22 protein-coding genes and 1 tRNA gene are annotated in these 25,695 nt (G+C 47.8%); 4 read left to right on the forward strand and 19 right to left on the reverse strand.

The genetic code is table 11. The features are described 5' to 3' along the window. Nucleotides 1-158: 158 nt before the first annotated feature. From MGMO_RS14685 to MGMO_RS14695, 3 genes are all read right to left on the reverse strand, one after another. Nucleotides 159-1,025, reverse strand: a complete 867-nt coding sequence (locus MGMO_RS14685) for a hypothetical protein (RefSeq protein ID WP_023495845.1) — start codon at nucleotides 1,023-1,025, stop codon at nucleotides 159-161. Nucleotides 1,026-1,166: 141 nt separating this feature from the next. After that, complete coding sequence (locus MGMO_RS14690; RefSeq protein WP_023495846.1) at nucleotides 1,167-1,757, reverse strand: hypothetical protein; 591 nt, start codon at nucleotides 1,755-1,757, stop codon at nucleotides 1,167-1,169. 135 nt (nucleotides 1,758-1,892) lie between these two features. Continuing rightward, nucleotides 1,893-3,116, reverse strand: a complete 1,224-nt coding sequence (locus MGMO_RS14695) for an argininosuccinate synthase (protein WP_023495847.1) — start codon at nucleotides 3,114-3,116, stop codon at nucleotides 1,893-1,895. Nucleotides 3,117-3,444: 328 nt separating this feature from the next. Between MGMO_RS14695 and MGMO_RS14700 the strand changes: the two genes are divergently transcribed. Beyond that, nucleotides 3,445-6,894: a hypothetical protein gene (locus tag MGMO_RS14700; RefSeq protein WP_023495848.1), complete on the forward strand. Its 3,450-nt coding sequence runs from the start codon at nucleotides 3,445-3,447 to the stop codon at nucleotides 6,892-6,894. 57 nt (nucleotides 6,895-6,951) lie between these two features. Next, the gene (locus MGMO_RS14705; protein ID WP_023495849.1) at nucleotides 6,952-7,980 is read left to right on the forward strand and encodes a hypothetical protein; all 1,029 of its coding nucleotides are present in this window, start codon (nucleotides 6,952-6,954) and stop codon (nucleotides 7,978-7,980) included. Between the two features lie 107 nt (nucleotides 7,981-8,087). On the opposite strand, the gene MGMO_RS14710 is transcribed toward MGMO_RS14705, so the two are convergent. Further along, nucleotides 8,088-8,492: a DUF4332 domain-containing protein gene (locus MGMO_RS14710; protein WP_023495850.1), complete on the reverse strand. Its 405-nt coding sequence runs from the start codon at nucleotides 8,490-8,492 to the stop codon at nucleotides 8,088-8,090. A 207-nt stretch (nucleotides 8,493-8,699) separates the two neighbouring features. On the opposite strand from MGMO_RS14710, the gene hemL reads away from it, so the two are divergent. Continuing rightward, a complete protein-coding gene (gene hemL / locus MGMO_RS14715; protein ID WP_023495851.1) occupies nucleotides 8,700-9,983 on the forward strand; it encodes a glutamate-1-semialdehyde 2,1-aminomutase in 1,284 nt (427 codons plus the stop codon). A gap of 11 nt (nucleotides 9,984-9,994) precedes the next feature. Next, complete coding sequence (gene rmuC / locus MGMO_RS14720) at nucleotides 9,995-11,326, forward strand: DNA recombination protein RmuC (protein WP_023495852.1); 1,332 nt, start codon at nucleotides 9,995-9,997, stop codon at nucleotides 11,324-11,326. Between the two features lie 129 nt (nucleotides 11,327-11,455). On the opposite strand, the gene MGMO_RS14725 is transcribed toward rmuC, so the two are convergent. The 15 genes from MGMO_RS14725 to purE all read right to left on the reverse strand — a co-directional run bounded on the left by MGMO_RS14725 (nucleotide 11,456) and on the right by purE (nucleotide 25,487). Beyond that, nucleotides 11,456-11,545 (reverse strand) — tRNA-Ser (locus MGMO_RS14725). A 220-nt stretch (nucleotides 11,546-11,765) separates the two neighbouring features. Continuing rightward, nucleotides 11,766-12,638 carry a tRNA 2-thiocytidine(32) synthetase TtcA gene (gene ttcA / locus MGMO_RS14730; RefSeq protein ID WP_023495853.1) on the reverse strand — a complete coding sequence of 291 codons (873 nt, stop codon included), beginning with the start codon at nucleotides 12,636-12,638 and terminating at the stop codon, nucleotides 11,766-11,768. 29 nt (nucleotides 12,639-12,667) lie between these two features. Continuing rightward, entirely contained in the window at nucleotides 12,668-12,865 is a 198-nt protein-coding gene (locus tag MGMO_RS14735; RefSeq protein ID WP_023495854.1) for a DUF2283 domain-containing protein, read from the reverse strand. Further along, nucleotides 12,862-13,098, reverse strand: a complete 237-nt coding sequence (locus MGMO_RS14740; RefSeq protein WP_023495855.1) for a hypothetical protein — start codon at nucleotides 13,096-13,098, stop codon at nucleotides 12,862-12,864. The genes MGMO_RS14735 and MGMO_RS14740 overlap by 4 nt, the downstream gene beginning before the upstream one ends. A gap of 614 nt (nucleotides 13,099-13,712) precedes the next feature. Continuing rightward, entirely contained in the window at nucleotides 13,713-14,930 is a 1,218-nt protein-coding gene (gene fabB, locus MGMO_RS14745; protein WP_023495857.1) for a beta-ketoacyl-ACP synthase I, read from the reverse strand. A gap of 8 nt (nucleotides 14,931-14,938) precedes the next feature. Then, entirely contained in the window at nucleotides 14,939-15,454 is a 516-nt protein-coding gene (gene fabA / locus MGMO_RS14750; RefSeq protein ID WP_023495858.1) for a 3-hydroxyacyl-[acyl-carrier-protein] dehydratase FabA, read from the reverse strand. A gap of 98 nt (nucleotides 15,455-15,552) precedes the next feature. Further along, complete coding sequence (locus tag MGMO_RS14755) at nucleotides 15,553-17,463, reverse strand: transglycosylase SLT domain-containing protein (protein WP_023495859.1); 1,911 nt, start codon at nucleotides 17,461-17,463, stop codon at nucleotides 15,553-15,555. Nucleotides 17,464-17,809: 346 nt separating this feature from the next. Next, entirely contained in the window at nucleotides 17,810-18,739 is a 930-nt protein-coding gene (locus MGMO_RS14760; RefSeq protein WP_023495860.1) for a Nudix family hydrolase, read from the reverse strand. Nucleotides 18,740-18,794: 55 nt separating this feature from the next. Next, nucleotides 18,795-19,874 carry a phosphotransferase gene (locus MGMO_RS14765; RefSeq protein WP_023495861.1) on the reverse strand — a complete coding sequence of 360 codons (1,080 nt, stop codon included), beginning with the start codon at nucleotides 19,872-19,874 and terminating at the stop codon, nucleotides 18,795-18,797. 228 nt (nucleotides 19,875-20,102) lie between these two features. Beyond that, entirely contained in the window at nucleotides 20,103-21,317 is a 1,215-nt protein-coding gene (argJ, locus tag MGMO_RS14770; RefSeq protein ID WP_023495862.1) for a bifunctional glutamate N-acetyltransferase/amino-acid acetyltransferase ArgJ, read from the reverse strand. A gap of 42 nt (nucleotides 21,318-21,359) precedes the next feature. Next, complete coding sequence (locus tag MGMO_RS19120; protein ID WP_023495863.1) at nucleotides 21,360-21,587, reverse strand: sulfurtransferase TusA family protein; 228 nt, start codon at nucleotides 21,585-21,587, stop codon at nucleotides 21,360-21,362. Between the two features lie 189 nt (nucleotides 21,588-21,776). After that, nucleotides 21,777-22,820 carry a tRNA (5-methylaminomethyl-2-thiouridylate)-methyltransferase gene (locus MGMO_RS14780; RefSeq protein WP_036308322.1) on the reverse strand — a complete coding sequence of 348 codons (1,044 nt, stop codon included), beginning with the start codon at nucleotides 22,818-22,820 and terminating at the stop codon, nucleotides 21,777-21,779. Between the two features lie 4 nt (nucleotides 22,821-22,824). Next, nucleotides 22,825-23,775 carry a hypothetical protein gene (locus MGMO_RS14785; RefSeq protein WP_023495865.1) on the reverse strand — a complete coding sequence of 317 codons (951 nt, stop codon included), beginning with the start codon at nucleotides 23,773-23,775 and terminating at the stop codon, nucleotides 22,825-22,827. A gap of 123 nt (nucleotides 23,776-23,898) precedes the next feature. Next, a complete protein-coding gene (locus tag MGMO_RS14790; RefSeq protein WP_023495866.1) occupies nucleotides 23,899-24,993 on the reverse strand; it encodes a 5-(carboxyamino)imidazole ribonucleotide synthase in 1,095 nt (364 codons plus the stop codon). Beyond that, nucleotides 24,990-25,487, reverse strand: a complete 498-nt coding sequence (gene purE / locus MGMO_RS14795; RefSeq protein WP_023495867.1) for a 5-(carboxyamino)imidazole ribonucleotide mutase — start codon at nucleotides 25,485-25,487, stop codon at nucleotides 24,990-24,992. The genes MGMO_RS14790 and purE overlap by 4 nt, the downstream gene beginning before the upstream one ends. Nucleotides 25,488-25,695 lie beyond the last annotated feature (208 nt).

Consider the following 25,695-nt stretch of genomic DNA (forward strand, 5'->3'; position numbering starts at 1 on the left):
TGGCTAAGACGGATTGTGCACGTTTTTTACTCATAACTTACTTTAAATAGGTTAATTATCTCACTGTTTTTAATATAAAGTATTTCTTAACTTAATGGCAGTGACGCCAGAGCGTGGGAACGATTCATTTTTTTATTCTTTCAAATATACGTTAGCCCCTATCTTTCCATAGCTTTTTGATCAAATTGGCTAAGCCATCGGATATAAGAACTTCCTGTACTGATTATATGGATTGTCAATTCCTCACTTGGCCCAATAGGCTCATCTGATTCTTGCCCATGCCTGTAGTATTGAAGGGCATCAACCCAATTTGCCAAAGAATTGATAAGCCCTTCAATTACAGTCTTCATAACCGAATCCCCGTTGATTGTTGATAAGCACTTTACTTTTAGTGTGCTTTCTACAACCTTTCGACTAAGGTTTTGGCTCTTAACCATAATCTTGGTCAAAATTTCAAGAGATTCAAAAATTGATCGAACCGCAGCTTTAGTATCTTTGGGATCGCTGTCCAAATGCCGGAATGCATCCTCGAAAGCAGCACGCACACCACCATAGCGAGGGTTATCTAGTGTTGCTAATGTAGAAGCACGATTGCGCTCAAATTCTTGATCGACAAGGTAATGGACACCACAGGATTCATCTAGGACATAGCCAACATTTTCTTCATGTAGGACTCTTGAAACAAATGAATGCCAATTTTGGGCGGGCGATTTATAAGAATCCGGAAATCTGGGATCAGGAAGTAATACTTGATAGACCAGAGTGATGGAGTCTAAAACATCTCTTAGTTCACCATTCTTGAAAACTTCAGAAGGGCTATAGCCGCTATTGCCATAGTAAGGAACTTCGATGCCTGCTTCCCTTTTCATGGCCTTTACTATTTCATCTTTAAAGCCTTTATGTAGATACTCCCAATAATATGCCGCTAATCGATTTCTGAATCGCTGTCTGTCTCGTGCAGGAACGCCACGCTCTAAATATACTAGGCTAAAGCGTTTGCCTTTTTCCTCCGTTAATTCATTCATGTAACTGAAATTTTGAATTCTGACCTTAGGTAATTCGAGAAGATAAGCATAAAAATGAAAAGTCTTACTTCTGCTAAAGAGCAGCTAACTCATTACAAACTAAATTTCTTGCTGATATGAAATCACCAGGCTATAAACAAATCAACGCCTACCCAAATACCCCGTCTTAATGTCCTTATAAGGCAAACGACTACGGTATTTAACCCAAACTCCTGCCACCGCCACAAACATCAGCCCACAGGAAGTAAGGCTGGCGTAGATGAGATGTTTGAGATGGGTGACTTCTTCGGCCAATTGCTCGTTGGAAACCACGGCTTCCGGCTTATTGGGTGGTTCCGAATAGGTTCGCAGTGTCTTGATGTCGTTTTTCAGGTCGGCAATCGTACCCAGGGAATTGTCTACCGTACCGGACTTGATGCTGGTTTCCAATGCCTTCAGTTTGCTTTCAATCGAACCGCTGAGCAAGCCGATGAGCTGGCCTTTCAAGTTGTTGACTTCAGTAGAGACCACGGGGTTCATGCCTTGGGCGACAATATGCGCCACATTGATTTTATCGGCCCTTTCGACGATATTCGAACTAGGGATGAACACAATACCGACGATCAGCACGAGCATCATCAAGAAAAGCACAGCGCCCATCAGCAGACGGTTGGTTTTCACCAACTGCTGATGGGAAGGGATTGTTCGCACAACCCCTTGTAGTTTAACAATCTCTGTGCGTTTATCTTGCATATCGCCTGTTATTATTCTGTCCGCTGCATAAGAATTTACAGTGGATTTTTATTGTTCTGGCATCACCACCGTAAAACCGTTGGCCCAACAACGTCGAACCTACGATTATACAAGGATAATTCTAGCTTGTTACCACTATTTTCCTGATTTTGAACGCTTTGCCGCCGCAATACGCATTCGCAAGGCATTCAATTTAATGAAGCCTTCGGCATCTTTTTGGTTGTATGCGCCGCCATCGTCTTCAAACGTGGCGATGCTGCCGTCAAATAGGCTGTCCGTCTCGGACGAACGCCCCACGACGATCACATTGCCCTTATACAATTTGATCCGCACTTTGCCGTTGACATTGACCTGGGACGCATCAATCATGGTTTGCAGCATAAGCCGCTCAGGGCTCCACCAATATCCGTTGTAGATCAGCGAGGCGTAGCGCGGCATGAGTTCATCCTTCAAATGCGCCACTTCCCGATCCAAGGTCAACGATTCAATAGCCCGGTGTGCCTTCATCATGACCGTGCCCGCCGGAGTTTCATAACAACCGCGCGATTTCATGCCAACATAACGGTTTTCGACAATATCCAAGCGGCCTATACCGTTGCTACCCGCTATTTTGTTGAGCTTTTCAATAGTTTCCGCAGGGCTATGGGCAACGCCATCAATAGCGACGATGTCGCCTTGGCTGTAGGTCAGTTCGATATAGGTCGCCTTATCCGGGGCGGCTTCGGGCGATACCGTCCAGCGCCACATATCTTCTTCGGGTTCTGCCCAAGGATCTTCCAGCACCCTGCCCTCGTAGCTGATATGCAGCAAATTGGCATCCATCGAGTAGGGCGAAGACTTGCCTTTTTTCATTTCCACCGGAATGCCGTGCCTTTCGGCATAAGCCATCAAGGTTTCCCGTGAGGTTAAATCCCATTCCCGCCAAGGCGCGATGATGTGGATGTCGGGCCTTAATGCATAAGCGCCCAACTCGAAGCGCACCTGGTCGTTACCTTTACCGGTTGCGCCGTGCGATATGGCTTCTGCACCGGTTTCATTGGCGATCTCAATCAAACGCTTGGCGATTAAAGGCCGCGCAATCGACGTACCCAACAGATATTCGCCTTCGTAAATGGTATTGGCACGGAACATCGGGTAGACGAAATCGCGGGCAAATTCTTCACGCAAATCATCAATAAAGATTTCCTTAATACCCATCGCCTGGGCTTTGGCGCGGGCGGGTTCAACTTCTTCCCCCTGCCCTAAATCGGCGGTAAACGTAACGACTTCACATTGATAGACATCCTGCAACCATTTGAGAATGACGGAGGTATCCAAGCCCCCTGAATAAGCCAACACCACTTTGTTAATTTTCGACATACCGTTAGACCGCTCCACGTTAAAATAGACGAATTATACCCGAAATGACAGCTTTCATCAGTAAGCCCGGTATTGCTGAAATAGCACGCGGATGACACGAATGAAACGGGTTGCGCAGATTTTGTCCGTTTTCAATCCGGAATACCTGTTAAATCCGTAGAATCGACATCCTACCCCATAGCAGGATCATTATTCTCTCGAGTAGTTGCCTCCGTGACTTAAAGCTGTCACATAACTATCAAAAAATTTTCTTGGCTTTGCGACCTGATTTTGAATTATAGTCGTCGTAGTAAATTCACAGTAAAACCTATCCGTGGAGCCTGACCAAATGAACGTAAGCATGATGCCGCCAGAGCTAAGCCAAAAAAAAGACCGGCGGCAACAAAAATACCATCACATTAACCTGCAATTGGCAGCGTTGGGACAACCTACTTGCGAAATGGATGATGACAGGCAATATCTTGATATTGCAAATGGCTTATTAAAAAAATACTCCCAACAACAGCGCTTGCTTGCCCAGTACCGCTGCCCAGCCGACCAGCGCATTGAAGATTTCCTGAACCGCTATTTGTTGGATAACGGCATTAACCAAACGATACGCATTCCAGGCCAAACTTTTGTGCTGGAGCAAAAAGGACTGGCAAGAGAACTCTCCCTGCCTTTTCATGGCGACAAATTCCATTCGGGGTATATTGACTCATACCGGATTCAACAAGGCGTGCTGCATAATCCCCAAAACGATAAGCGCACCACCAAAGGGGTATTCCATATCGCGGCGGGCGGTTTACCTGTTCCTGCCGACAAAGCCGAAGTGCCGGTCACCGCTTATGCCGCTATTTTAAGCAGCGCATTATCGCCGCCCGATGATTTACTGAACCTGCCGTTTACGGTTAACCAAGCCCAGCCTGCAAAACTGTGGGTGTCCTTGTTACAACGGCCTATCGTGCGTCCGGCATTATCTGCCGAGATACCCGCAAGAACAATGGAAGTGCGCTTTTTTACGCCAGGCGGCTTGGTTGCCAACCTGGATTTTGTCGAATCGATTTTCGGCAATGCCGGAGACCCCTTCCTGCCGGAAAACGACTCCGCACTGGATATCGACCATTGGACCGGCCATACCGGTTGCATCATCCTTGCCCCCCATCTTGTCCATTGCAATAAAAAAGCCTTAGGGCTACCCCATTTCGACGATGCCACGCCCCGCCAACGCAAAGACGGCATGTGCTGGCAGCGTGAAGATGAACTGTACAACGACGGTAAACCGTTCAAGCTCGTCTGCCGCGATATGCAGGGCATTATCGTCACACTCATTGCCGACAACTACTTCGGTTACAGCAAAAAGGAAATCAAGTCCCAAATTAGCTACGCCACCAATCTGTTTGGCGATTGCGAAGAAGAACATGCAGGTGGTGCATTGGCATTTCCGCGCGTGGTTCTTGGCGATGTCCATATCCCCAGCGCATCCCAGGCTGCACCCAAACCGACGTTTGAACAAGCCAGTCGATTGCTGAATGGCGTAATGGAGCGTAAAGATTCCGGTTATGGCGTGGATAAACGACATCCTGACATTGTGTTCGTCCCGGCAGATGCCCAAATCAACATCCAAGAACAGCAAATTAGCTGGTTACAAGACAATCACCAGCAATCCCTTAAACTGCTGATTAACCATACCTATATCTACCCCAATGGCTTCCGGGTACACATGGAACGCCACCCGCACGCACCTAGTTGGCGGCTGGTGGGCACCTATCCTGAGGGCACATTTTGCCATAAGCCCAGCACGGTTTCGGGCGGCGGCAAATCGGAAATATCCAAATCCATTGCCGGTGCGGTCATTTCAGGCGATTTCTTCGTTGAGGATTTCAACAGGGACATGGATTTTGTCGGCAAAATTTTCGACCATGATTACGCCAACCGCTTTCGCGACCCCAAACTGCACGGCAGCGACCAGCGTAGCTTGCTCAGCAGTAAACGCACGCTGGGATCGGTCATTAAATTACTGACGCCATCCACAACCGATTATTCGGATGCCTACAACCAATGGCTAGAAGAAATTCCCCAACATATATTGGGATTGGCCTTAATGATTAAACGCTTTTACAAAAAAGAGTGGGGCTTAAACTGGCGGCAGCATTTTTCGGTTGATTTGATCAATGGCAAGCCTGGAAATGAATTGAAATTTCATGGCAGGAAGTTGAGGGCGAGCTATTTGCGTGTGGGTTTCGACGAAAACGGCGCGTGGCGAGTATTCAAATTGCGGCAAGATTTTATAGCGTCCGAAAAACTGCAAATGGAAGACGATATTACCGTTTCCACGGTTGTGCCAACACGTTCTCTAACCGGATTGAACCCCGATTATCACAATCCCAGCGTCAAGTTGGTCAACAACTGTGAGGAGAGCTTTTTCCAACGCCCGGATGATGCGGTCCATCGTGGCACGGATTTGCAAACCGAATTGGATTTTTCCGGCAAAGGCAACTTTATATCCAACTTTCAACCGCTTAATACACAAGATGCCAAAGAGCTTTTAGAAGATGTGGTCTATTTTGAGGAATTCAGCGAACCCATGCAAAATGTGATCCGCGAAGCGGCACGGGCGAAGAATGGTGCGTATTTTGTGTCATCTGCCCATCCGCGCCTGGTTGACGGCAAACCCAGCCAAAATGTCCGCTATTTGCAGGTTCGGCCCGACATACTCGACCCCAAAATGCGCTACGTCGCAGAACTTTCGACCCGTCTCGCCCGTGGCTTGCGCCATGACCAACCCGTTTATTTTCCGGTCAACTCGGTATTGACAGGCCGCCGCAACAACCCTATCGACCATGCGGCGGGCATTCGGCCATTGGCTATCTACAACCCGATCCATTACCAGGAATTACCAGAACTGTTCATGGACATGATATGCAGCTTGACGGGCAAATCACCCTCCACGACGGGCGCAGGCTCCGAAGGCGCGCTCACCAAAGGCCCTTTCAATGCCTTATCAGCCACCGCCGACCTCAATACAGCATTGGTATCCTTTATTTTATGTGGCTATGATGGCTACTCTACCGCTGCCGGCTATATTGGCTCCTTGCGCCGCATCGACCATGACATCAGCCTGTTAATACCGGAAATCTGGTCCCGCCTGCCCGCCGATCAACGCTGTCCCAAGTTTATGATAGAGAACGGGCAATTGGAAAAACTTGACGATTTCGAGTATCAAGGAAAGACCGTGTACGCCAGCCGATTGGGCTACCGGATCACGGAACGCTTTGTCCATACCGTATTCGGCAAAGTCTTCAATTACCCGACAGCCGTATTCGACGAAGCCATGCTCAAACCGGAAACCCAGGATATGGACAGTTATGTCGATGGTATCAACAACGTCTACGAAGCACAGCAGCGGGTCGCATACCAGTATTTTGAAGATGGCTCCATTGAAGATGCCTGCCCTCCCCTAAAGGCCTTGCTCCACATCATGGCGCATGGCGAGTACGAAGGAAAAGCCATCGATGATCCCACGCTCCGTCATCTGTTCACCCGTGGCTATTTATTGCAAAGCGACTGGTATCAGGAACGGCTAACCATCAAGCAGCAACGTGATTGTGAACTTTGGCAACGTCACAAGGATCACCTCGGACACTGCCTAAGCGATAAAGACCGCTATGATTCAGCCAGTTACCAAGCGTTAACAACGAAACTGGAAAAAACCGAGCAAATGTTAGCCAAGATTTCCAGCCCCGATTACCTTAGTAGCTTGCAGGGGACATTGGGGGCGGATTGGGTGCACCGTTGAGGTTTAAAATCAACACAACTGGCAGAGCTAATGCCATGTGTATAGAGAATTTATAAAATGGCAAGAGATAAGGTTGCAAGAGTATGTTGGAACACCAATTACTGGCAAAAACCGTCAGGAATGGATGGGAAAGTATCTAATAAAAACTCAGGTGCTTATGAATCTAAAACAGGCTACGGTCATGAAGAGTGGCTATTGGATACAAATAAACTAGTAGATGGATTCCATTATGCGTATATTCAAGCGATTGGGCAGCATAAAAGTAAATATATTGGCGATACTTACAATATCTCTATTTACTCAATCAATAGCAAAACTAAGGAAAGGTGGTGGCTAGGTGAAATAAAAAATGTTGCAGTAGTAGATGATAAAGAATCTAAACAAATATTCAAAGAATATGCAAATCGGGGCTGGTTAAAAGAGATGTATGCCCAATTAGAGGACGTTGGTGCTGATGTTAACGAATTTAAGTCTATTTCTCCAAAAGGTTTTTGTTGTATTAAGTATATGGCTGAAGACCTTAATATACTTGATGAACCTAGACGGTTTGATAAAAACGACCCAGCCATTAAGTCAGACTACTATAATCTAAAAAATAAGGTTGAAAACCCGAAGTTAGAAAACCAAGAGTTTCACTTTAATCCTGGACACTGCATGGGAAAAGAAAAAACCACTTCTTCATATAAGGGAAAAAATTCTGATATAGACCTTCTGCACAATCAAATCCAGACGGACTTGTATAAATTGTTAGTGTCAAAGTATGGTCATAATGGCGTAGGCACAGAACAAGAAACAGGATTAGGTACTAAAATCGACATTGTGGTCAAGGAACAAAACGGACATATTTTCTATGAAATTAAAACAGCCAATACTATAAAACAATGTATAAGAGACGCCTTGGCACAACTACTTGAATATGCACATTACCCAAACAAGAGTAGAGCAAACAAATTGATTGTGGTATCCCCAAACAAAGTTACAAAAGAATCGATTCTTTACCTTCAATATCTTCGCCAAAATTTTAATATACCAATTTACTATCAAGTATTTGATTCTAACCTCAAGACATTAAGTAATGAATATTAAACAATATAGCGAGTAGCTTGCGGAATCCGGTATTTCGTGGATGCCATTTTCCTCTAGTACGCTACGCTTCATACAGGCTACTGTTTATTTTTTAATTCAACTATCGTTTAATGCTGAACAACTTTAGGCAAAGTTTTGGCTTCGTCTATCCAAGCAGTCACTTGGCCCAATGACGGCGTGGTTTTAGCGAGATGCTTTTCGTCATTGGTTTGCGCCAAGGCTTTTTGGAGATTTTCGGCATTGCGCTGTGCCAATTCAGGTACGGTATCCACGCCTGCCGCTTCCAAGAGTTCTGAGAATTGTCCGGCAACACCTTTAATGCGGAACAGGTCGGCATGGTTTACCCAAGTCAGGATCAGTTTGGTGCTGATCCCTGTCTGCGTAGCCAGTTCGTCACGACCTTTGGCTGTTGCGCCAGATTCAAGCAATTTTTCTACTGAATGGATACCTGCTGTCTTGAGCTTTTCGGCGTATTGTGGGCCAACGCCTTCAATATCTTCAATTTGTGCCATTGGCACCTCCTAATTTGGTAAGATGTCGTTTGAAATAGCCTGAATGGAAATCCATCCCGCTAACTGTAATAGTAACATCCGTTTAGCTGATAAGTCGCCATAATTAATGCTTTCTAAACAGAGGGAAACACGCCCAAATTATTGCGAAGCCTTTCAATCCCATTCAAGCTCCCTTATCCTTACACCAACGTACAAAAACTACAAATCATGACCAAAACAGCAGATGTTTTATTCTCTGAAGCAAAAAGTGTAATTCCCGGCGGCGTTAATTCACCCGTCCGTTCTTTTAGCGGCGTTGGCGGCACACCCGTTTTCATTGACCATGCCCAAGGCGCTTATATCTACGACAGCATGGGCAAGCGTTACATCGATTATGTCGGCTCCTGGGGGCCTATGGTCTTGGGCCACGCCCATCACGAAGTCATTTCTGCCGTCAAAGCCGCTGCCGAAAAAGGCTTAAGTTTCGGGGCGCCCACGGAAATTGAAACCCTGTTGGCACAAAAAGTATGCGAATTGCTACCGTCGATCAGTCTGGTACGCATGGTCAGCTCCGGCACGGAAGCTACGATGAGCGCGATTCGCTTGGCGCGTGGTTACACCGGTCGGGATAAAATCGTTAAGTTCGAAGGCTGTTATCACGGTCATGCCGATTCGTTGCTGGTGAAAGCGGGTTCTGGCGCATTAACGCTGGGCGTGCCGAGCTCACCAGGGGTTTCCGTAGCCGTTGCCGAAAACACCCTGACCTTGCCCTATAACGATAGCGAGGCCGTTACGAAATTATTTGCCGACATCGGCGAACAAATCGCTTGCATTATCGTTGAACCCGTGGCGGGCAACATGAATTGTGTGCCGCCCATCCCCGGCTTCCTTGAAACCTTGCGACGCGTGTGCGATGAATACCGCTCCGTGTTGATTTTTGACGAAGTGATGACGGGATTTCGCGTGGCCTTATCCGGCGCACAAGGGTTTTATGGCATCAAGCCGGATTTGACTACACTCGGCAAAGTCCTGGGTGGCGGAATGCCGGTCGGGGCTTTTGGTGGCGACCGTAACATTATGCAGTATCTCGCACCTTTGGGCCCCGTTTACCAAGCCGGAACATTATCGGGGAATCCCGTCGCAATGGCGGCTGGATTAAAAACACTGGAATTGGTTGCTGCGCCTGGCTTTTACGAAACCTTATCCGCCAAGACCGAAAAACTTACATCCGGCTTGAAAGAACGTGCACAACAGGCCGGGATTGCATTCACCACCAATAATGTCGGCGGCATGTTCGGCCTGTTTTTCAGCCATGATGAAAAAATCACCCGATTTGCCCAGGTAATGGCTTGCGACCAAGCCTTATTCAAACGCTTTTTCCATGCGATGTTGGCGGAAGGCGTTTATCTTGCGCCATCGGCATTCGAAGCAGGTTTTGTTTCCGCCGCGCATTCGGATGATGACCTGGAACAAACGCTGGCACAAGCGGAAAAAGTGTTTGCCCAACTTTAGGAATAGCATCATTGACCATCACGGAGTTCATCAATAACCTGCCGCCGTGGGTAATCGCACTCGTCGGCCTGATCGTCGGCGCAGTGCTGATGCGGCTGTTCAGCCACAAAGATAAAATCACCATCCAACAACTGTCGATCAACATTGCCGTTGCCGATGAAAAAATCAAACACCTGCAAAACACGGAAGCTGAATTAAAACATTATCAGCAACTGCTGACTAACGCCAAAACCAAAAACGCCGAACTTCAGACCCGTATCGCAGAACAAGAAAGAAGCGCTTACGAAAAACTAAAGCTATTACAAGATGCCGAAATCCAGCTAAAAACACAGTTTGAAAACTTGGCGGGAAAAATTTTCGAAGACCGCAGCAAGCAGTTTGCCGAGCAGAACAAGACCAGTCTCGACCATATCGTCACGCCGTTAAGGGAACAACTGGGCGAATTCAAGCAACGGATCGAGACCGTTTACGATAATGAAAACAAGGACAGGATTAGTCTGCGCGAAGAAATTATTTCCCTGCGCCGCGATACCGCAAAAATGAACCAGGAAGCACTCAATCTAACCCGCGCCTTGAAAGGCGACAAAAAAACCCAGGGCAATTGGGGCGAGATGATCCTGGAAAAAGTGTTGGAACGCTCTGGGCTACGCAAGGGCATTGAATACGACACCCAGGGCGCATTCCGCGATGACGACAACCGCCTGTTCAAACCGGATGTCATTATCCATTTGCCGGACAGCAAGGATGTCATTATCGATTCCAAAGTCTCGTTATTGGCTTATGAACGCTATTGTTCAGTGGAAGATGACCAGGAACGCACTGTCGCCATCAGGCAACATACGAGCGCGGTGCGTGACCATATCAAAAGCCTGAGCGACAAGGATTATTCCGGCTTGCATGGCATCAAATCGCTGGATTTTGTCCTCCTGTTCATGCCCATAGAAGCCGCTTTCGTCGCCGCATTCCAGGCCGATGACCGCTTATTTACCGATGCGTTTGAACATAAGATCATCGTCGTTACACCGACGACTTTGCTGGCAACCTTAAGGACTATCGAAAATATCTGGCGTTACGAGCGGCAGAATGAAAATGCTCGCGCAATCGCAGATAAAGCGGGTATCGTCTACGACAAGATACGCGGGTTTGTGGAAGAGCTCGATAAGCTGGGTAAACAACTCAGCACCGTCCATACGACTTACGACGGCGTAATGAACAAACTGACTCAAGGACAAGGCAACCTAATTCGTCAGGCTAACAGCTTTGTTGACTTAGGCGTTAAGGTCAAAAAGACTTTCCCCAAAAGCATAACCGATCAAGCCGGAATTGAGACAGATGAGGATTGAAAACACCTTGACCTAGTTAAATCACCTCCGGCATATACATCCTAACGCACTTCGTTGGGCAATAAAAAACCCGCGATGCCGTAAACATGCGGGTTTTTGTACTTCGTTGAATCTTGTTAAATCGTCTTTTGGCGGAGAGGCAGGGATTCGAACCCTGGGAGGGGATAAACCCTCAACGGTTTTCAAGACCGCCGCATTCGACCGCTCTGCCACCTCTCCGAAGACCGCATAGTTTAAACGAACGGTTTTAAAAATCAATTGAATATTGGCTGATGCAGCTAAATCAATTAAAGAATCCCTTAACAAGTTGATTCCATTGACGGTTCGACAAGCCCATCACGAACGGAATCAACACCGCACCGTTCACCCTGAACTTGTCGAAGGATTTGTTCAGGGATTCGTTAACGTATCAGATTTAGCGCAGTGGCATGGAAGGTATTTATTGCGCCAAAACTTCCAAGCCTTCGGGCATGGAAAAGACACTTGCAAGGACGGGTTCTATCAGTTGCGCTTCGCGAGACAAACTTAATCCGACAAAATCAAATAATTGAGTATCCGCCAATTGCGAAGGCGCGACGTTTTGCAAGCTAGTGAAGATGGTTTCCAAGCGACCTGGAAATTGCCTGTCCCAGGTTTTCAACATCGCTTTCATCGCCTTGCGTTGCAAGTTTTCTTGCGAACCGCACAAGTTACAAGGAATGATGGGAAATTGCTTGAAGGCCGCAAAGCGGTCAATGTCTTTTTCCCGGCAATAAGCTAAGGGGCGAATGACGATGTTTTTCTTGTCGTCGCTGAGCAATTTGGGCGGCATGGCTTTCAGTTTGCCGCCGTAAAAGATGTTCAAGAAGAAGGTTTCCAATATATCGTCGCGGTGGTGGCCTAAAGCAATTTTGGTGATGCCGTTGGCTTCTGCGTAGCCGTACAACGTCCCACGCCGCAATCTTGAACACAGCCCACAAGTGGTCGCCCCCTCTGGGATAACGCGCTTAACCACACTGTACGTGTCTTTTTCGATGATGTGATAAGGCACGCCTATGGACGATAGGTATTCGGGCAGAACGTGTTCAGGAAATCCCGGCTGTTTTTGGTCGAGGTTGACGGCAATCAGGTCGAAGTTGACGGGCGCGGTCTTCTGCAAATTGAGCAGGATGTCCAGCAAGGTGTAAGAATCCTTGCCGCCCGACAGGCAAACCATGACCTTATCACCCTCTTCGATCATGTTGTAATCGGCAATCGCATCGCCGACATAATGGCGCAAGCGTTTTTGCAGCTTATTGAATTGGGTGCGGGATTTTTGGGTTGGGTCGGTCATGGTTAGGTTTAGGCGAATCTCAATCTCGCTTAGGCAGCTATTTGCTCATAAGAAAACGCTGGAATATCCGCGCGTTCACTTGCATGCTCAATCGTGATACCGCAAACATGACCACTGGCATCAAGATCAATTAATGTATCTTCGTCATAATCTTTTGTTTCAGCAACATCAACATTACGGAATTCGATATAGAGGGTATCGGTATCTTGAAAGTATTTGATTTTCATAGCGTAAAAGACCTGTCAAAAAATGCGTTGTGCACCGTTTCTCCATCGGAAAGAAGAACGACACGTAAATATTTGCCGTTTGCCTCATCAATTCTTGCCCAACGCCGAATTCTACCATCTTGTTGGACAATCTCCTTTATAGGATGGTCAATAACGCGCTGAATCCACGCCATCTCAATCACAGCCCTATCCGGGCGTTGCCGCATGACATCAAAGTATTGGGTAAATTTCATTCTTGTGTCGTCGTGTGCGGATAACTTATCGCTTATTTTCTAATCAGCAATCTTATTGCCGATGCCATGCCGCAGTTTTTTTGCTACTTATTGAATTAGGTACGGTTTTTTGGATTGGGTCGGCCATGTCTGGTTTGATGATATCCGCCCTACGCGCTTCGATTATGTTGTAATCAGTTTGTAGGATGCGACGAGGAACGAACCGCATCAATCGCGAACGATGAGCTTCACTTCGTTTAGCAGCACCCTACAGCACACCTTACGATTTTTATAATGGTTATGAATTACCAAAGGAGGACATTAATGGGTTGATTTAATATTTCTTGCTTGTTTTCTTTCCAGAATTTAATTAAACGAGAACCGAAAATAGCTTCTTCTTCAAGTGTTGAACTATAAAAAGGATGTCTTAATTTACATTTGACATAGCTTGATTTTCTGATAAGCGAGTCATCAAAGAACTATTCCTCTCATAGTCACGTGAAACTTTATCACGTATAAACATCGCTATAGTCCACAAAACGGGGACTAAAACTAATAACAAATTCCAAAAAAAACTCATAAATCACCCTCAAAATAATTTACTGCACGCCTTTAATGTTTACTCATCATTTATGTTAGTTATACCTCTGAAAAATCAACGTCGCATTGGTGCCGCCAAAGCCAAAACTGTTGGACATAATGGTGTTCAAGGTCACGTTATCCTGCCGCTCACGCACAATCGGGATACCTTCCGCCCCAGGATCCAGGTCGCTGATGTTGGCGGAGACGCTTAAGAAATTGTTTTCCATCATCAACAAGGAATAGATCGCCTCGTTGACCCCCGCCGCACCCAAGGCGTGCCCGGTTAAAGATTTGGTGGAGCTGACCCAGGGCACGTTGTCCACGCCGAAAACCGCACGCAAGGCTTCCAGTTCCTTGGTGTCGCCGACGGGGGTACTGGTACCGTGGGCGTTGATGTAGTCGATCTTGTCGTGTACGGTTGCCATCGCCTGTTGCATACAACGCACCGCGCCTTCGCCGGAGGGTTGTACCATGTCGTAACCGTCCGAGGTTGCGCCGTAACCAGTCAGTTCAGCATAAATTTTCGCGCCGCGCGCCTTGGCGTGCTCCAACTCTTCCATCACCAGCACACCGCCGCCGCCGGATATGACAAAGCCGTCGCGGTTGACATCGTAAGGACGGGAGGCCGTATCCGGTGCATCGTTATATTTGGACGATAAGGCGCCCATTGCGTCGAACAACAAGGACAATGTCCAATGCAGTTCTTCGCCGCCGCCGGCAAACACGATATCTTGCTTGCCCAGTTGGATCAATTCCGAGGCATGCCCAATGCAATGTGCACTGGTGGAACAAGCCGAGGTAATCGAATAGTTGACGCCTTTGATCTTGAACGGTGTCGCTAGACACGCGGTATTGGTACTGGACATGCTGCGGGTAACCATGTACGGCCCGACTTTCTTGATGCCTTTTTCACGCAGGATGTCGGCGGCTTCGACTTGGTTGGACGTAGAAGGCCCGCCCGATCCCATGACTAAACCCGTGCGAACATTGCTTACGTCATTATCAGCCAAACCCGCATCGGCTATCGCCTGCTGCATGGCGATATAATTAAAGGCAGCGCCATCGCCCATAAAGCGTTTGACTTTACGGTCGATAAATTCGTCCTGGTCGATAGTGATAGCGCCATGCACATGGCTGCGGAAACCCATTTCCTGGTAGACATCGGCAAACACAATGCCGGAACGGCCTTGCTTTAAGGAATCGATGACTTCGGCCTTGTTGTTACCAATACTGGAAACAATGCCTAAGCCAGTCACTACAACCCGTTTCATAACAACCCCTAGAATTCTGACAAGGATGTAAACAACCCAACGCGCAAGTCATTCGCGATATAAATCTCTTTGCCATCGACTTCCATGCTGGCATCGGCAATAGCCATGAAGAGCTTGCGCGTAATCAGTCGCTTAATATCGATCTTATAGGTGACTTTCTTGGTGGTGGGCAAAACTTGGCCGAAAAACTTAACTTCACCCGCCCCCAGTGCACGGCCTTTGCCGGGACCGCCTATCCAACACAGGAAGAAACCGACCAGTTGCCACATGGCATCCAAACCCAAACAACCCGGCATGACGGGATCGCCTTGAAAATGACAGGCAAAAAACCACAGGTCGGGGTGAATATCCAATTCAGCTATTATCTGGCCTTTGCCGTATTTGCCACCTTCGTCAGTAATCAGGGTAATCCTGTCCATCATCAGCATGGGCGGCAAGGGCAATTGCGCGTTGGCAGGTCCGTATAGCTCCCCCCTACCGGACTTCAGCAATTCCTCATAGGTTAAACTATGTTGTTTCGACATAACAATATTCCGTACCTTGTGGTCTGTAATTTTTATAAAAGCGAAGTATTATCTTACAGACACCGTAAAAAATCAGCTCCTATTTTAGCGAGTTATATTTATGGTGTGACATCCCGCAATAAGCCCTTTAGTTTAAGACCGCCTTTTTTAAGCCGATTTTGATAAATAATTGCATAAGAAAGCACGGTGGAGACGTATTTTCTAGTTTCCTTAAATGGGATGGTTTCTATCCAAATGTCTGCAGGAACAGCGGACGTAATGGGAAGCCACTTCTTCGCCCTATTCGGCCCCGCATTATAAGCCGCTCCTGCTACAGCAATATGACCACCGAAACGGATTAGCAAATCTTTGAAGTAATAACCACCATACTGAATATTGAGATCCGGCTTGAATAAGTCAGAATCAGAATGCCAAGGCTCCCGCAATGTCCTGGCGATAGTCCTTGCCGTTTCCGGCATCAGTTGCATAAGACCCTTGGCCCCAGCAGACGATACCGCATTTTTATCCAGCATACTTTCCTGGCGCATCAAGCCGAACAGTAAGGCAGGATCAAGGTCGTGCTTATAGGCACTGGCTTGCACTTCGTCCGCATAATCCAGTGGAAATCGTATGGCCAGATCATCCCAATAATCGGCTTTTACCAAAGTCGTGATGGCCAGTTGATCCCACTGCCATTGCTGCGCCAATTTCGCTGCGGCCTGGAGCTTTTCTTTGGGCAAATTTTTGATCGCAAACTGCCACTGTCGACGGGCCTCCAAATCCCGACCCAGAAATTTAAACTCGTAACAGGCCTTAAAATCAGGATTTTCCTCGAGTTGCCTAAGCTGCTCCGCCTGCACTTTCACGGGTTGATCGATGATTCGGTACGGCACATTGACAAAATCCGCTGCCAGGAAGCCGTAATAACTCCGGTCTTTGGCTAATTCAGCATAGACTTGATTCGATTCTTGCTTCTTCCCGATTTCTTGTAATGCACGAGCTTTCCAATATTGCCATTTGGGTTCTTGTTGCTCCGCTACCGTCAATCCAAACAGGGCATTGTTAACATGTTGCCAGTTTTGTTCGAGCAAGGCCGACCTGACCTTTGCCGCCCTGGTTTCTTCATCGGGCTGCAGCACCTTACTGAGACGACCGTAAGCACGATTATCTTTCTTGCTCAGCAGCGACAACCCAAACTTCTGTTCGACACGTTGGGCGGTTTGTCCATCAAGTGAAAAATTCGCTATTTTGCTGTCCCATACGGTCAATGCCTTATCTAAATTGGAACTCGCCAGCCGCTTGACGGCATGGGCAAAAAGCCGACCCGTTTGGGTATTTTTGTCCAGCCAAAACTGGCCGTCTTCAATCAATTCGGGCCTTTCAAGTAATTTCAGCCACAACTCGGCATTTTTCCGTGCTTCCTCTTTGAGTAGGAGCGATGTGGTTCTTGCCGTATCAAGGTCATTATTTTCGACCGTCGCTTCAAATCGCCGCCAAATTAAATCCGGAGTGATGAGGGGAGAATTCTGCAACGCAGTAAACAACGGCTGACAACTTTTATCCACCGGTTCACCCAAGAGCCACAAGCGTTTTGCCTCGGCCAATGCTTGCGACTGATTGCCAATCCGGTATTGCGCCCATTGGTATAGACAATCATCCGCACTGTCACCGCTCACTTCATAGTACCGGACAAAGTCCTGCCAACGTTCTTGTTTTGCCAGGTAATCTAGCCACTTGGAACGCAGCAATCCGGCGTAACGGGTAGTTTTATAAGCTGATAAAAACGCCAAGACTTGATCGGTTTGGGGCAACTGATTTTTCAGCCACTGGTAACGCAAATAAGGATAAAGTGGATAATCGTCCAAACCTGACCTGACTGCCAAAAATCCCGCTTCATTTGATTCAGCTAGATATTGCTCCGCTTGCAGGAACGCCTGCCGCTGGTCATTGAGCTTATCGCTAAGGGCGAGCTGCGGCTGCAATAAAAAACAGGATAACCATGCGAATTTAATTATGCGAATTAGGTTCATAAGGAAGTCTCTAAAATCTCATCCCCCTAATTTATGGGTATAGGTATCGACAAAACCGGCCTTTCCGATCGGGACTGACGGAAGTGCGGTTGGCAAGCAGGAACTAGCGCTACTTGCCGGAATCCGGATACCACGGATGCAATGCTAAATTGCATGGGGTTTAGAAAAGCGTAGCTTGTTATTCATAGGACATACTCTACCACAATCCCTATGGCCTGGATTCCGTCAATCCTACCGAAGTGACAGGAACCCGGTTTACGCGGATCACTACGCTGGAGTGGGGAAGGGTCAACTTGCTATGCTATTTGATTACTTTTCGGGGTTTAGTTTCGCTTTTTCGACAATTTCAACCCAAAAAAGCCCGAATTCCCGCTATCCCTTGAGCCCCCGCTTCCCGCGCAACAAGTAAATCAGATTGGGTTAATCCGCCTAACGCATAAACGGGCAGGTTGATTTGGGCGGTTAGTTCGGCAAAATGATCCCACCCTAAAATCTCGGCATCGGGATGTGTAGGCGTAGCCAACACCGGCGCTAACACAACAAAATCAACTCCAATCTTCTCGGCATGGCGCAACTCCTCGCGATTATGGCAAGAAGCACCTACCCATTGTTTGCCGTCGGGCCTTTGCCGACAAGCCAGTAAATCTACACTGGTTAAATGTAGCCCATTAACTTCGCAGCCTTCAGCCTGTTTAACCGAAGAATTCAATAATAAGCTTGCCTTATAAGTTTTGCACAAAGGATAGGCTTGTTCGAGAAAGCTTTTTACGGCATCGGCAGACAAAGTTTTTAGCCGTGCCTGAATTAGCTTTATGCCGTTTTCGAGGATGCCGTCCAGATTAACCAGCAGCAATGTGGGATCGGCATCATCCAGAATGGCGTAATAAGGCGGCAATCGAACGGCAGCAATAATCGGACGGTTGGCGACCGGAAAAGCGTAGTTGACCAAATCATCGGGATTCACCCACAGAAACGGCTGGCCTTCGCAGCTTTTCACCGTGCCGGAATAACTTTCCACCGTAAAGACGCAAAGCTGCACGGCTAAATCGGGGTATTGATGGTTAATGGTGATTAGCGGCATTGCCGCTTGAACGGTGATATCCAGTTCTTCCTTAAGCTCCCGTGCCAAAGCTTGCCCAACAGTTTCCTCCGCTTCAACCTTACCGCCGGGAAATTCCCATAAGCCGCCTTGATGTAGCTTATCGTGCCTTAACGAAATTAAGACTTCCCCCAATGAGTTTTTGACGACACCGACAGCAACTTGTAAAGGACTCATATCACCGCTTTGATGAATTAGACATGAGCTCGTCCATTTTATGGCTTAAATTTACTCAACCTACGTTTTGCAAGAGTGCAAACGCATCATGATCTTCAATGGCTTGTGCTGCCCGCCGTATCATTTCGAGGTTGCTGTCCAACGGCATCATACCGCCGACTGCCAATGTTACGATCATGGCCTCAAATGAATAAACCAAGTGCGCTCGGTAACGGTTCAGCAAACTGTTGAAATCTGTTTTCACTGAATGATTTTCGGCCATTATTTCATGATAATCGGCGAGCAATGCCAGTTCATGCTGTCGCCGGCTTTCAGGCGTTAACGCAGTCGCTAAAAAATAACTGACATCACCGATCCCTTCCCCAACCCGCACCATTTGCCAATCAAGGAAGCCCGGTTGATTGTTATGCCAGAACAAGTTGCCTGGATGGCAATCGTGATGCACCAAGGTCGGTTCTGCCGAAGACAAAAACCGCATCACTTTTTTACGGTGACGGGCATAACGGAGTGCAGGCCCATGCAAACCCGCTGCTACGTACTCGCCTGCAAGACGCAGTCCCCGTCTCATCAAGGGCACAGCCAGTGCCGCACCCAAACCGTCTTCCAAACGACGAACCGGCCCAGCCAACCATCGAAAATCCCGACCATTCCTGGCCTTATTCGTGAAATGGGCATGGAATTGTGCCAATTGCCTGATGACCAAACGTGCTTGTTCGACTGTCAACGCATCGCCCACCCGACCTGGGATTGCGCCAAATTCAGACACATCGTTTATCACGAGGGTGGATCCTCGTCCAAACCGATTGTGGGCAAATAACAGCTTCGGCTTGTTAAGGGGCACTTGATCGGCCAATTCGTTATAAAATCGAACTTCGGTGGGCAACAATCTCGGTAAAGCGGTAATTGCTTTTGCCCGAAAAGATAAAGAAGGCAACTTAACAAACCACTGCTTTGGAACATCGGGGACATTATGTTCTACTGCTATCCGCACCCTCGTGGTAGTCCCTATATCGACTGACGTTACGTTGACCTCATTAATTTCAACCTCTGTCAATTCTTCATGGTTACTTAGAATGGCTTGCGCCCAGTCTAGGTTTAATTGTTGAGGACTATTGACAATAGTGCGATTGCGCATAAATATTATTGGGGAGTTAATACCTATTTACCTAACCCTTCAGCGTCCCCATTGGACACCTTGGGCATTTGATCATTCTTTTCCTGTGTAAATACTGCAATTACAACATCGGCATTCATGACACATAGCCATGCAAAGAACCCGATAAGACCGCCAAAATAGGATGCCACCGACAGTAGGCGCATCGTTCGAGATTGATGTGCCACTTGGCGTGGCCTATCTTACCTTTTACGTCCTATATTCTGCATTAATCTTCACATAATCATACGAAAAATCGCACGTTAGCACTTCTTGCTTTGCTTGCCCACGCCCTAGTTTGATGGTGATGGTGATTTCTTCCTGCTTCATCACCTGCTGTCCGGCGGCTTCAGTGTAATCGCTCGCTACGCCGCCGTTCCTGACAATGCAGACATCGTCCAGATTAATCTGCACGTCTTCCAGGATCATGTCCTCAATACCAGCACGGCCTACCGCCGCCAATATCCGCCCCCAGTTGGGATCACTGGCAAAAAAAGCGGTCTTCACCAAGGGCGAATGGGCAATAGTTTTACCGACGCGCACGGCTTCTGCATCGCTTTGGGCTTGTTCGACGACTACCCGCATCAACTTGGTTGCGCCTTCGCCATCACGTATGATCAATTCCGCCAATTGCTTGCAAACCGACATGATGGCATCGGCAAAGATTAGGTAATGTTCGCTGCCTGCGACAATTTCAGGCATGGAAGCGCAGCCGCTCGCCATCAGTACGCAGGCATCGTTGGTGGACGTATCGCCATCGACGGTTATCCGATTGAAGGATTGTTCAACGGCTACTGACAAACAGCTTTGGAGCAAAGGCTGGGCTATTTTGGCATCGGTGGCGATAAACGCCAGCATGGTCGCCATATCCGGCTGGATCATCCCTGCCCCTTTGGCAATACCATTGATAGTAATGGGATGCCCGTCCAATGTTATTAATTTGGATACGCCTTTGGGGAAGGTGTCGGTGGTCATGATGGCGCGTGCGGCTTTGTCCCATAAGCCCGTATCCAATTGACCGACCACAACCGGTAAAGCAGCGGTAATCTTCGCCACAGGCAAAGGCTGGCCGATGACCCCGGTCGAAAACGGTAAGACCTGGTTAGCCTGGCCGCCAACCACCTCGGCAACATCGGCACAGGTTTTAAGGGCATCCGTCATGCCTTGCTGCCCCGTACCCGCATTGGCATTGCCGGAATTAACCAGCAACCATCGGGATTGATGCGCCAAATTAGCCTTAGCGACATGGACGGGCGCGGCGCAAAAGGCGTTGCGGGTAAAAACAGCGGCACAGGTTGAGCCTGCTGCCAAAGCGATCAGCAACAAATCATCCCTAACGGTTTGCTTAATCCCTGCATTGGTTGTGCCTAATTTAATGCCGAGGATTTCAGGCATAGCAGGGAATGGATTTTGTCCGACAGGCATAATCGTTATGTCTCTACGTGATTTAACAAAGAAATTGAGGCATCATCTTCCGACTTCAAGAACAATTATATACTCATGCCCACCCGAACTGCTTTCCAAGACCTTATGCCCATTAATCCGGCACCAGGCGGGAATATCCTGCATCACGCCGGGGTCGGTGCAGATGACTTCCAGTTGGTCGCCGGGCTGCAATTGTTTAACCTTATCCTGGGTGCGGATGACGGGCAAAGGGCAAAGCAAACGCCGCGCATTCAGTATTTCTCTGTTCATATAGGAATTTATTCTACTGCAATCAATCGGAAATTTGGGCAATGCCGTTAATTAGTAACACAGTTCCTTCTCCCTTGAGGGAGAAGGTTAGGATGAGGGGGATTTATAAGGCACTTTCCTTATTTAAGTCTCCTCACCCCGACCCTCTCCAGCAGGAGAGGGAGTAAATTTTTAAACTTATCGACAAAATCATATCACCCATTCCTCCGGCAGCTTTTCACCTGCCAAGGGCTTGACTTGGATGGTGCGTTCCGAGCCGTCTTTTTGCGTGATTGCCATATCGACTTGCTCTGCATTGCGGCCTTGTCCGTAACGGGCGGTGATGCTCGCCGCCAAGTACAAGTCTTCTGCCGACGGCTCACCGTCCAGCAGCACGAAAGGCCCCGTGTGGCTGGTGCAGATCATGCTGATGAAATCGCGCTTGTAGCCTTGCATGAAGCGGCCTTCGCCCTCTTCCCTGGCGACGATCAGCTTGAAATGCGGCCTGGGGCGGATGTGCCTGCCGACTTTCAGCAACATCACATCGTCCAGTTCGTAATCCTTGCTGTCCCGTGCTTGCCAAAGATCGACCAGCTTTGCCGAATAATTTTTGTCGGTTAGGAAGCAGCAGCCACCTGCAGGCTGGGCGTAATCGGCTATGCCGAAATCTTTCGCCATTGCCATCTGCGGCTTGCGGGAACGCCCGGTAATGTCGTGCAGCTTTTCCCGGTCTACCCAGCCTTCCCGTTCCGGCAAGGTCGGCGGTAGGTTCTTGGCGCATAAGGGGCGCAGCAACAAGTCATCGGCACCGGATTCCTTGGCGACAATCGGCATGGTGGCTTTGCGTTGGGACATAGGCCGTTGCCCGATGACCTCGCCGGTAATGATGAAGTCGAAACCATTTTCGGCTATCCACTGCCTGGCCTTACCCACCATAAAAATCTTGCAATCCAGGCACGGGTTCATGTTTGCGCCGTAGCCGTGCTTGGGGTTAATCAGGACGTTCTTATATTCTTCAATGACATCGACGATGTGCAGCTTGATGCCCAACTGCTCGGCTACCCACAAGGAGTTATTGCGCTTGGGTTTGGCCTTGTCTCGTTCGCGGATGGCGTGGGTATGACCTTCCACGCAGAATCCGGTGAAAAAATTGATCCCTTCTACATGGATGCCCTGCTCCATGACAGTCTTTGCCGCCAGCATGGAATCCAACCCTCCGGATATTAAGGCTATGGCTTTTTTTTGTTCTTCCACTACTCTAATCATTTTTGACACAAACAGTTTTCATTAACTGCAACTTAAACTCGGAAGTTATCTTAAAGAACCATATATCGCTGATAAAACTAATATATTTAATAATATCCTGATCTAAAATTAGGTTTTCTTTATCTTTTTTTATCTTTCTTTTCTCTTTTATAAAATCACCAGCATCAATAACATTTTCCTTTTCAAGAAATTTAGGGTTTGACCAATTTACCCAATCTTCCTTTAATGGAATCTCAAAGTTCATTTCATAGTCGGATAAAATCATGATAACGGTTTTACGAGTTGCTTTAGATTTTAGTTTAAAAAGCTGTTTCGCCGCTTCGTACACTCGAAGTATTAAATAATTGAATGGCTCATATACGTCGATTGAACCACAGGACACACCATCACCTTCAAACGCTTCCAACTCCAACTCAAAAAGCAACTCTTCATGACCTATGCTTTTGACTTCAAAAACAACCAAATTATCACCTACTTTATTTGCTTCAACATCGCAACACCCACCATGAGCTTCCATTGCTTGAATCTGCCATCCCTCTGCTTCAAGCCAAGAACAGAATAGCAGTTCGTTAATTCTGCCTTGATACATTCTGAATTTATTAAAGCGATCCTTGGTTTCTTTAGCACCCCCCCATGTTTCCCTGAGGTCATTACGATACTGCTTTGTAAGCGCGTTGTGAATTTCTTCACCATCCAAGCAATAGTTATGAATAATTTTTGTCAATGCCCTAAGATGTCCTCGCTTAAAAGCAAGTAATGCAATTGATTGATGAAATGCACTATCTGACAGATGTTCACAAAAGTTTTGATGCTCTTGAAGCTTATCGTCTGGAATTAAAATCTTATTTAATGCGCGACATCCTTTTCGTAACTCATAAAAATCAGTCAAAGAACGCTTTTCGCAAAACTGCTCTAATACTTCTTGTTCGCATACACAAGGCATTGATTTGTCTTTAGTGATTGTTAAATCAGAACCATAGCACGGTAGGTTGGGGTGATGGACGAACCCCAACGATAACCTTCAAGCAATTTGTTGGGGTTCACAAGCTCACCCCCTACCATTAATTTAAGAATCATCAACCTGAGTGGCCAACCGTTCAAGCTTTTCTAACGAATTTCGATAACTTTCGGAATTTGAAGCCCTTACCGTCACATGCGCCACCTTACGCCCCTTACGCGGACTTTTGCCATAAAGATGCAGATGCGCGTTTGCTATCGCCAAGACCTCTTTGGCTTCGGGCAAGCCGCCGATAAAGTTGACCATCGCTGCGTTGCCTATCGCTGCGGTCGAACCCAAAGGTAAATCCAGGATCGCCCGCAGGTGGTTTTCAAACTGGCTGGTCTCCGCGCCTTCTATCGTCCAATGGCCGGAATTATGCACGCGCGGGGCGAATTCGTTGGCGATCAATTGGCCTTCGACCTCAAACAGTTCCAAGGCGAGTACGCCGACATAATCCAAGGCGTTGAGCAGCCGCGTTAGGTAGTCTTCCGCTTGGGCTTGCATGGGGTCGTTGGCGCGGCATTCCGCCACCCGCAAAATGCCGCCTTGGTGCTGATTTTCGGATAAGGGATAAAATACCACCGAGCCGCTTACGCTACGGGCAGCGATGATGGAGACTTCGCGGCTAAACGGCACGAACGCCTCGACGATGGACGGCGCACCTTGCACAATTTCCCATGCCGATTTCAAGTCGGCTTCTGATTTAAGTACCACCTGACCTTTGCCGTCATAGCCTTGGGTACGGCTCTTGAGTATCGCTGGATAACCCAGTGTAGGCATGGCGAACGCCAAATCCTCAAGACTACTAACTAAGGCAAATTTTGCTGTTGGAATGTCAAGTTCCTGGAAAAAATTTTTCTCCACCCATCGGTCTTGCGCCACTTCCAAGGCTTTGGCGGGGGGATATACTTTTGTATGTTCTGCCAGATAGTCGACCACTTGCGCCGGCACATTCTCGAATTCGTACGTCACCACATCGGCGCATTCAACCAATTGTGCAAGCAACACGGGGTCGCTATAGTCACCATGAAGGTGTTCCCCTAACCGATTGGCACAGGCATCAACAGAGGGATCGAGAAAAATAAAGTCTAAACCGAGGGGAAAACCCGCCAAGGCGATCATGCGGGCCAATTGCCCGGCACCTAAGATACCGATTTTCATTCGCCCTTAACCCTTGGATCAGCCTTTTCAAGTACAGTGTCGGTTTGTTCGCGGCGGTACTGCCGCAAGGCAGAGCGATAGTGTTCGTGTTTATTGCCAATAATCGCAGCAGCGAGCAATGCCGCATTGACGGCACCTGCCTTACCGATTGCCAACGTCCCGACCGGAATGCCGGCGGGCATCTGGACAATGGAAAGCAAAGAATCCAGGCCGTTCAGGGACAAGGTCTGGATCGGCACACCGAGCACTGGAATCAAGGTCTTTGCGGCCGTCATCCCAGGCAAATGGGCGGCACCGCCTGCGCCTGCGATAATGACTTCCAACCCTTTAGCTTCGGCAGCTTCAGCATACGCGAACAGTTTATCCGGAGTGCGGTGCGCCGAAACAATCTCGACTTCATGGGGAATGCCTAAGCGTCCCAAGGTTTCCGCTGCATGTTGCATGGTCTCCCAGTCAGAGGACGAACCCATGATAATGCCAACCATTGCTGTCATGTATTGCTCCACGTTATTAACAGGATGTAAATGGTCAAAAATTTAAGGGGTGGCATTATCGCATACATCACGCAAAGTCTCCCAATACTCACCGTGTTTGCCGCCCATTCATCGTAATAATAGCCATAATTGCATCATATTTTCGGGTTTTTCTTATGGAACCCACTTGTTCAAAGTTCCCCAGCAGACGCTAGGTATTTGTACGTAT

It is taken from the genome of Methyloglobulus morosus KoM1 (genome assembly GCF_000496735.2).
Taxonomy (GTDB): domain Bacteria; phylum Pseudomonadota; class Gammaproteobacteria; order Methylococcales; family Methylomonadaceae; genus Methyloglobulus; species Methyloglobulus morosus.